The 2,141-nt window shown below is 69.3% G+C and carries 2 protein-coding genes; one reads left to right on the top strand and one right to left on the bottom strand.

Translation table 11 applies throughout. The features are described 5' to 3' along the window. Window positions 1-1,258, top strand: a 1,258-nt coding sequence (locus FVW27_RS13990; RefSeq protein ID WP_167126188.1) for a cation-translocating P-type ATPase, incomplete at its 5' end; no start/stop codon positions are given. A 125-nt stretch (window positions 1,259-1,383) separates the two neighbouring features. Here FVW27_RS13990 and FVW27_RS13985 read toward each other — a convergent pair. Beyond that, window positions 1,384-2,141, bottom strand: a 758-nt coding sequence (locus FVW27_RS13985) for an SPASM domain-containing protein (protein WP_208294799.1), incomplete at its 5' end; no start/stop codon positions are given.

The raw sequence follows: 2,141 nt of genomic DNA, 5'->3' as shown, positions 1-2,141 counted from the left end.
GGCGGAACGCATGGCCGGACGAGCCCTGCGCGTGCTGGCCCTGTCCATGCTGCCGTTGCATGACGGCCCCGGCGACCACCAGTCCGCCCCGCTTGCGGAAGACAAGGCCGAGCACGGTCATGTGCTGCTGGGCCTTGCGGGCATGATGGACCCGCCCCGCGACGAGGCGGCGCAAGCCGTGGCCACCTGCCGCCGGGTGGGCATCCGCCCGGTGATGATCACCGGCGACCACCGCCTGACGGCAGAGGCCGTGGCCCGCGAAATCGGCATCCATCGGGAGGGCGACGTGGTGCTGACCGGCGACGGCCTGGCCGCCCTGGACGACGCCACCTTCGCGGGCATGGTGGACCGGGTCAGCGTGTATGCCCGCGTCTCGCCCATGGACAAGTTGCGCATCGTCAAGGCGTGGAAGGCGCGCGGCGACGTGGTGGCCATGACCGGCGACGGGGTGAACGACGCCCCGGCCCTGAAGCAGGCCGACATCGGCGTGGCCATGGGCATCGCCGGCACCGAGGTGGCGCGCGAGGCGGCAGACATGGTGCTGACCGACGACAATTTCGCCTCCATCGTGAACGCCATCGAACTCGGGCGGTGGATTTACGACAACATCAAGAAATACCTAACCTTCCTTCTGCGTTGCAACATCACGGAGGTGGCCGTCATCGGCGGCACGGTGCTGCTGCTGGGGCCGGAATACCTGCCCCTGCTGCCCGCCGCCATCCTGTACATCAACCTTGCCACCGACGGTCTGCCCGCACTGGCCCTTGGCGTTGCCCCGCCGGACCCGGACATCATGGACCGCCCCCCGCGCGACCCGCGCGAAAGCGTGTTTACCTGGGACGTGAAGACCTTCGTGCTGCTGGCCGTGTGCCTGGAGATTCCGCTGTTCTTCGCCCTGTTCCTGCACGATCTGGCGGACATCGGCACCGCGCGCACCGAAATGTTCTTCCTGTTCATCATCGTGGAAATGATCATCGCGCTGAACTTCCGGTCCATGCGCTTCGGCATCGTGCAGGCCCCGCCGCACGGCTGGCTGCTGCTGTCCATCGTCTGGGAGGTGGCGCTGGTGGCCGTGCTGATACAGTTCGCGCCGGTGCGCGAGGCCTTCGGCATCCACATGCCCGACGGGCGCACCCTGGGCATCATCACCGCCTTCGGTGCGATGGTGTTCGCCTCCATGGAGGCGGCCAAGGTATTCATCCGCAGGCGGCTGGCGACAGCCGCCCGCAACCGGACTGAACAGGGCTGGCAGAACTGATTGCGGGGGCGGAGTCGGCAAGGCTGGCGGGAATTGGCAGGACGGTAAGCCGGAGAGTGACGTAAAACGCCTGGCTGCCGCGCAGCGGCACAAGGGAGAAGCGCGTGCACGCAGGGTGAATGCCCTCAGTGCACCCGCAGCTTGACGCACCCCTCGCAGGGCAGTGGCGGGACGCCCCGCGCATGGGCGGCCCGAAACGCCGCATATGCCGGACGGCGCCACAGTTCGGACAGGGGGGCGTCCTCCACGCTGCCGAACAGCATGCGCCCGGCCACCACCGTGCCACTGCCGTCACGCGGGCGGCCACCGCACAGGGGCAACGCCGCGAACACACAGGGGGCCACCATGCCGTCCACGGTTATCACGGCGGCGCGGCCCACGTTTTCGGTGCACGAGGAATCCCCTTCGCGCGCGGCCAGCGCGTGCAGCATGTCGCCGGGCATATCCCAGAGTTCCGGCGGCTTGCGCCCCGGCGTAAAGGGGTGGTCAGGCCTGCGCGAATGGCCAGGCGGCGAAACGGTATCCCCCTGCCCCCCGTCTGGCTGCGCGAACGAGTGTGCTGACTGGTGCGCGGGCCGGGGCAGACGCCAGATCATCCGGATGTCCTCCGCCTCCGCCGCCGTACACGCCATTTCCAGCCGCCGCCCCAGCGCGGCCAGTTCGTCCGCATCGGCATGGGCGTATGAGGCATCCGCCAGTTCCGGGACTGTCACGTGGTCCAGGGTGGACACCACCACCGTTTCCACGCCGCGCCCGCGCAGCAGCGCGGGGAGGGCTTCCGGCCCGTCCGCGTCCTGGCGCAGCAGCATGTAGGCAAGATGCACGCGAGGCAGCGCGCTGCCCGCCCGTGCCTTGGCCTCGCGCAGGGCATCCAGCGCGGCCA

The sequence above is a fragment of the Nitratidesulfovibrio liaohensis genome, assembly GCF_011682075.1.
Lineage (GTDB): Bacteria > Desulfobacterota > Desulfovibrionia > Desulfovibrionales > Desulfovibrionaceae > Cupidesulfovibrio > Cupidesulfovibrio liaohensis.
This window is presented reverse-complemented; position numbering and strand designations above follow the sequence as displayed.